This is a genomic window from Pseudomonas sp. NY15364 (genome assembly GCF_048068235.1).
GTDB classification, from domain to species: Bacteria; Pseudomonadota; Gammaproteobacteria; order Pseudomonadales; family Pseudomonadaceae; genus Aquipseudomonas; species Aquipseudomonas mendocina_D.
The window spans coordinates 1-6,001 of the sequence record NZ_JBLUPX010000063.1 but is presented as its reverse complement, the minus strand read 5'-3'; the positions used below and the strand labels follow the sequence as shown (position 1 = coordinate 6,001).

Below are 6,001 nucleotides of genomic sequence, written 5' to 3'. Positions count from 1 at the left end.
GTTGGGGTAAATCCCGCTTTCCATTTCCAAGCATCAAAAACACCAACGCCCCGAACCAGTCGGGGCGTTGGATTTTTCTGGCGTCAGTGCGTTTTCACACGCTCTGAATGGCGGGGCTCGGTGTTTCTGGCTGATGGGTTACTTCTTGAGCCCGTAGCTCTCATCCAGCATGCCCGGGCCATCGCTCTTCGGCGCATAGTCCTTGGGCATTTCGTAGTTCTTCGGCGGGGTCAGGCGCTCGCGCTTCTCGCCTGTCTCTGTGCTGTTCAGGGTGGCCAGCAGGCGTTGACGAGTCAGCTCGTCCAGGGCCAGGCGGTTGGCGCCGTCGGACAGGTGCTCCTGCACGTCCTGGTAGCTCTGGGTGAGTTTCTTCACCAGGCTGGCGGTGGTGTTGAAGTGGGTCACCACTTCGCTCTGGTAGGCCTCGAAGCGTGCCTGCATTTCATCCATCTGCCGCTGCGTACGGCCCGGTGCAGCATTGGGGGCCAGGCGGGCGAGCAGAAAGCCCACGGCGATGCCGACCACCAGGGTCAGGGCGGGTATCAACCAGGCTGTAACGGTCTGTTCCACGAGTCCTTCCTCTCAAAACGGCTTTGCTTTACGTTAGCGGCTTGAGCCTGTGCTGTATACGTCCAGAACCTGCTCAGCGTCTTCTGCGCGTCGGCACTGCTGCGTTAAAAACAGGTTCGGAATGCTCATGTACAACAGTACACTCCGCTTCCTCTCCTGTTTTTGCCTTGCATTGCTCTAGCTCGTAAGACGCTGAACAGGTTCATTTGCCGCACAGGCAGTTTGCTAGACGAGTCGACCCGTTGCGGGGTCACGGAGTTCAGTGTTGCTCAGTCGCGAAACCCCTCTTTTCATTCAAGGCCCGGTGGGTCAACTCGAAGCCCTTCTGCTGGAAGTGCCGGACGCCCGAGGCGTGGCGCTGGTCTGCCATCCCAATCCGGTGCAGGGCGGTACCATGCTCAACAAGGTGGTGAGCACGCTGCAGCGCACCGCGCGTGACTGTGGTTATCACACATTGCGATTCAATTATCGCGGCGTCGGCGCCAGTGCCGGTAGCCATGACATGGGCACCGGCGAGGTCGACGATGCCGATGCCGTCGCCGCCTGGCTCAAGGAGGAATACCCGAACCTGCCTGTCATGCTGCTGGGTTTCTCCTTCGGCGGCTTCGTCGCCGCAGCGCTGGGCGCGCGCCTGGAGGCGCAAGGCCAGGTGCCGAGCAAGTTGTTCATGGTGGCGCCGGCGGTGCATCGCCTGACTGCCGAGGTGCCGCCGGCCAGCCAGTGCCCGCTGGTGGTGATCCAGCCTGATGCCGACGAGGTGGTCGAGCCACAGGCCGTGTACGACTGGTCGGCCAATCTCGGGCGTGCCCACGAGCTGCTGAAAGTGGCAGAATGCGGTCACTTTTTTCACGGCAAGCTGACGGACTTGAAGGACATCCTTCTGCCGCGTTTATAAAAACCGTCATTCCCGCGCAGGCGGGAACCCAGAGGGCCGCAGCACCTAGGCTCCCGCCTTCGCGGGAGTGACGGCAAATGAAGGCCTACCACGTCATTGCAGCAAGACAAGCGAATTACTATGACCACCCGTATCCTTACCGGTATCACCACCACCGGCACGCCGCACCTGGGCAATTATGCCGGCGCCATCCGTCCGGCCATCGTTGCCAGTCGCGACCCGCAGATGGACTCCTTCTACTTCCTCGCCGACTACCACGCGCTGATCAAGTGCGATGACCCGGCGCGCATCCAGCGTTCGCGTCTGGAAATCGCGGCCACCTGGCTGGCGCTTGGGCTGGATACCGACAAGGCGACCTTCTACCGCCAGTCCGACATCCCCGAGATTCCCGAGCTGTGCTGGCTGCTCACCTGCGTCGCCGGCAAGGGCCTGCTCAACCGCGCCCACGCTTACAAGGCTTCGGTGGACAAGAACGTCGAAATCGGTGAAGACCCGGACGCCGGCGTGACCATGGGCCTGTTCAGTTACCCGGTGCTGATGGCCGCGGACATCCTGATGTTCAACGCGCAGAAGGTGCCGGTCGGTCGTGACCAGATTCAGCACGTGGAGATGGCTCGCGACATCGGCCAGCGCTTCAATCACCTGTTCGGCAAGGGTAAGGACCTGTTCGTCCTGCCCGAGGTGGTGATCGAGGAAGAAGTGGCCACGCTGCCGGGCCTCGACGGGCGCAAGATGAGCAAGAGCTACGACAACACCATTCCCCTGTTCGGCAGCGCCAAGCAGCTCAAGGACGCCGTGGCGCGCATCGTCACCGACTCCAGGCTGCCGGGTGAGCCCAAGGATGCCGAGGGTTCGCACCTGTTCACCTTGTACCAGGCCTTCGCCAGCCACACGCAGCAGGCCGAGTTCCGTGCCGAGCTGGAAGGCGGCCTGGCCTGGGGCGAGGCGAAAAACCGTCTGTACCAGTTGCTCGAAGATACCCTGGGCGAGGCGCGTGAGCGTTACAACACGCTGATCGCTCGGCCGGCCGACCTGGAGGACATTCTCCTTGCCGGCGCCGCCAAGGCACGCAAGATCGCCACGCCGTTCCTCGGCGAGTTGCGCGAGGCGGTGGGCCTGCGTTCGTTCCGCGAGCAGGTGCAAGTCGCTACTGGCGAGAAGAAGAAAGCCGCCAAGAGTGCCCGCTTCGTCAGCTTCCGCGATGAAGATGGCAGCTTCCGCTTCCGTCTGCTGGATGCCGATGGCGAGCAACTGCTGCTGTCGAAATCCTTCGCCGATGGCAAGTCGGCCGGCATGATCAACAAGCGCCTGCAATCCGGTGAGCCGCTGGATGTGCGTGCCGAAGGTCAGGTGTTCTCGGTGTGGGTCGATGGTGAAAATGTGGCGAGCAGCCCCGAGTTCGCCGACGGTCAGGCGCTGGAGGCGGCCATTGCCCGCCTGCGTGAGGCGTTGGCGCCGCAGGAGTGATATAGCAGCTTCATACCGGGCGGCGGTTGCCGCCCACGGCAAGATTGCCAATCAACGGGGGCGTCGCTAAAGTGACGCCCCCGTTTTTACTTGCCCGGCTAACGAATCATGACCCCCTTAGAGCGTTATCAGGCCGATCTCAAGCGGCCCGACTTCTTCCATGATGCGGCCCAGGAAAATGCTGTCCGCCATCTGCAGCGTCTGTACGACGAGCTGCTTGCGCGCGACCAGAGCAAATCCGGGTTGATGGGCAAGCTGTTCGGCAAGAAGCCGCAGGGGCCGGTCAAGGGCCTGTATTTCTGGGGCGGTGTCGGGCGCGGCAAGACCTACCTGGTCGACACCTTCTTCGACGCGCTGCCGTTCGAGCAGAAGATGCGCACGCACTTCCATCGCTTCATGAAGCGCGTACACGAGGAGATGAAGACCCTCAAGGGCGAGAAGAACCCGCTGACCATCATCGGCAAGCGTTTCGCCGACGAGGCACGGGTGATCTGCTTCGACGAGTTCTTCGTCAGCGACATCACCGATGCCATGATTCTCGCCACGCTGATGGAAGAGCTGTTCAAGAACGGCGTTTCCCTGGTCGCTACGTCCAACATCGTGCCGGACGGCCTGTACAAGGACGGCCTGCAGCGCGCGCGCTTCCTGCCGGCCATCGCCCTACTCAAGCAGCATACCGACATCGTCAACGTCGACAGCGGCGTCGACTACCGTCTGCGCGCGCTGGAGCAGGCTGAGTTGTTCCACTTCCCGCTCGGCCCGGCTGCCGAGGAGAGTCTGCTGACCAGCTTCCGCAGCCTGCTACCGGACTGCACTCACATGGTGGAGAACGAGGCGCTGATGATCGAGAACCGCGCGATCCACGCCGTGCGGGTCTGCGAGGACGTGGCCTGGTTCGAATTCCGTGAGCTGTGCGATGGCCCGCGCAGCCAGAACGACTACATCGAACTGGGCAAGATCTTCCATGCGGTGATCCTGGCAAACGTCGAGCAGATGAGCGTGGCCAAGGACGACATGGCGCGACGCTTCATCAACCTGGTGGACGAGTTCTACGACCGTAACGTCAAACTGATCATCTCCGCGGAAGTGGAGCTCAAGGATCTCTACACCGGCGGTCGCCTGAGTTTCGAGTTCCAGCGCACGCTGAGCCGCCTGCTGGAAATGCAATCGCACGAATTCCTCTCGCGCCCACACCGGCCCTGACGGAAGGCGATATGAAAAAGGCGACCCACAAGGTCGCCTTTTTCATTGGTGCTGCCCCGGTAGGGTGGCGCACGCACTCTACGGTCGGCCTTTCAGTTCTTCGCCAGCTTCCGTTGGTGCTGGGCGAGAATCTTCTGCGCATGCGCCACTTCCAGCGCCTCCATGGCACTGATCGGTTTTATCGCCACGGCGCGCTTGAGATGTTCGATGACCTTGTCTTCTTCGTCATCGCCGTACACGTAGGTCAGCGCATTGGCATATTCGTAATGGCCGATGGGCAAGTCATCGCGGGCCTGGAAGCTGTGTTGGAAGTACTTCTCCATGTTGTCCGCACTGACGCCGTAGGTCATCTTGCCCACCAGCTTGCCAACCTTGCGGATCACCCCGGCTTCATAGCCGCCATACAGCGCCAGGGCGAAGGGTTGCTTGGGCTGTTTGGCGAGCAGGGCGTCGAGCTCCTGGGGAATCTGCGAGGTGTAGCGTATGCGCTCCATAGACCCCATCTTCAACTGACCTCTCCGTATCCCGGATGCTGGGCTCCCTATTTTCCCGTGGAGTTCCGTCATGATGCGTCCCGACGCCAAAGTGCAGAAGGTCTATCTCTACCCAAAGCCCGTCGACTTCCGCAAATCCATCAACGGACTGGCCGCGCTGGTCGAGCTGGACATCAAGGTGGAGGTGTTCAACCCGGTGCTGTTCGTGTTCCTCAATCGCCCCCGCAGCCAGGTCAAGATTCTCTACTGGGAGCGCAATGGCTTCTGCCTGTGGCTCAAGCGTCTGGAAGCCGAGCGTTTCAAGACCAAACCCGATGCGGGTGACGAAGCCATCGAACTGACGGTCGACGAGCTGAACTGGCTGCTCGACGGCATCGACCTGTGGCGCAACCGTCCGCACCAGATACTGACGCCGCGCTTCGTAACCTGAGCCGGTATAATCCACGGCCATGATCGCCGTGCCCGAATCCCTTCCTGACGACCTAATCCTGCTCAAGCATTTACTGCTGCTGGCCAGTGAACAGGCGGCTGCGAAAGATGCTCGCATAGAACAACTTCAAGAACAGGTCGCCCTGCTGCGCCACAAACTGTTCTCGCCCAAGTCCGAGCGCAGCCCTGAAGATGCCGATTCGCCGCAGTTGGCCATGTTCAACGAGGCCGAAGAGCTGATCGAAGCGCCGGCCGCTGCGCCAAGCGAAGCCGAAGCCGAAGCCGAAGCCGAAGAAGTCGTTGCGCCGGTCAAGCGTCGTGGCAAGCGCAAGCCGCTGCCGGCCAACCTGCCGCGTATGGAGGTCATCCATGAGCTGCCCGAGCATGAGCGCACCTGCGCCTGCGGTGCCTGCAAGCAGGTGATCGGCGAGGAGACCAGCGAGCAGCTGGAGATCATCTCGATGCAGGTACGGGTCATCCGCCACATCCGCAAGACCTATGCCTGCAAGGCCTGTGAAACCGCGCCGGTCACCGCCGACAAGCCGGCCCAACTGATCGAGAAGAGCCTGGCCAGCCCCAGCGTGCTGGCGATGCTGCTGACCACCAAGTACGCCGACGGCATCCCGCTGTACCGCTTCGAAAAGATGCTCAGCCGCCACGGCGTCGACATCCCACGCCAGACCCTGGCGCGTTGGGTGATCCAAAGTGGCGAGCAATTGCAACCGCTGCTCAACCTGATGCGCGACAAACTGTTCGAATACCCCGTGTTGCACTGCGACGAAACGCGTCTGCAGGTGCTGCATGAACCGGGGCGCGACCCCTCGACACAATTCTGGATGTGGGTGCAAAGCGGTGGGCCGCCGGACAAGCCGGTGATCCTTTTCGACTACACAGCCAGCCGCGCGCAGGAGGTGCCGCTACGCCTGCTCGATGGCTACCGCGG

The 6,001-nt window shown here is 61.8% G+C and carries 6 protein-coding genes and 1 pseudogene; 5 read left to right on the top strand and 2 right to left on the bottom strand.

Annotation, left to right across the window (positions count from 1 at the left end):
- Positions 1-138 precede the first annotated feature (138 nt).
- Positions 139-570 (bottom strand): YhcB family protein, encoded by a 432-nt coding sequence (locus tag ACNFCJ_RS23755; RefSeq protein WP_037000607.1) that lies wholly within the window; start codon positions 568-570, stop codon positions 139-141.
- A gap of 265 nt (positions 571-835) precedes the next feature.
- On the opposite strand from ACNFCJ_RS23755, the gene ACNFCJ_RS23750 reads away from it, so the two are divergent.
- From ACNFCJ_RS23750 to zapE, 3 genes are all read left to right on the top strand, one after another.
- A complete protein-coding gene (locus ACNFCJ_RS23750) occupies positions 836-1,465 on the top strand; it encodes an alpha/beta hydrolase (RefSeq protein ID WP_416773854.1) in 630 nt (209 codons plus the stop codon).
- A gap of 120 nt (positions 1,466-1,585) precedes the next feature.
- The gene (locus ACNFCJ_RS23745) at positions 1,586-2,932 is read left to right on the top strand and encodes a tryptophan--tRNA ligase (protein WP_416773853.1); all 1,347 of its coding nucleotides are present in this window, start codon (positions 1,586-1,588) and stop codon (positions 2,930-2,932) included.
- A gap of 108 nt (positions 2,933-3,040) precedes the next feature.
- Positions 3,041-4,135 carry a cell division protein ZapE gene (gene zapE, locus ACNFCJ_RS23740; protein ID WP_416773852.1) on the top strand — a complete coding sequence of 365 codons (1,095 nt, stop codon included), beginning with the start codon at positions 3,041-3,043 and terminating at the stop codon, positions 4,133-4,135.
- Between the two features lie 92 nt (positions 4,136-4,227).
- On the opposite strand, the pseudogene ACNFCJ_RS23735 reads toward zapE, so the two are convergent.
- Positions 4,228-4,614: pseudogene (locus tag ACNFCJ_RS23735) on the bottom strand (hypothetical protein); the annotation flags it as partial.
- A gap of 85 nt (positions 4,615-4,699) precedes the next feature.
- Between ACNFCJ_RS23735 and tnpB the strand changes: the two are divergent.
- Complete coding sequence (tnpB, locus tag ACNFCJ_RS23730; RefSeq protein WP_416773851.1) at positions 4,700-5,059, top strand: IS66 family insertion sequence element accessory protein TnpB; 360 nt, start codon at positions 4,700-4,702, stop codon at positions 5,057-5,059.
- A 19-nt stretch (positions 5,060-5,078) separates the two neighbouring features.
- The coding region (gene tnpC / locus ACNFCJ_RS23725; RefSeq protein ID WP_416773849.1) for an IS66 family transposase at positions 5,079-6,001 on the top strand (923 nt) is incomplete at its 3' end.

What these genes read in the sequence shown, in the direction of transcription:
- ACNFCJ_RS23745 (WP_416773853.1), top strand. Translation starts at nt 1,586, where the DNA reads ATGACCACCCGTATCCTTACCGGTATCACCACCACCGGCACGCCGCAC.
- zapE (WP_416773852.1), top strand. Translation starts at nt 3,041, where the DNA reads ATGACCCCCTTAGAGCGTTATCAGGCCGATCTCAAGCGGCCCGACTTC.
- tnpB (WP_416773851.1), top strand. Translation starts at nt 4,700, where the DNA reads ATGATGCGTCCCGACGCCAAAGTGCAGAAGGTCTATCTCTACCCAAAG.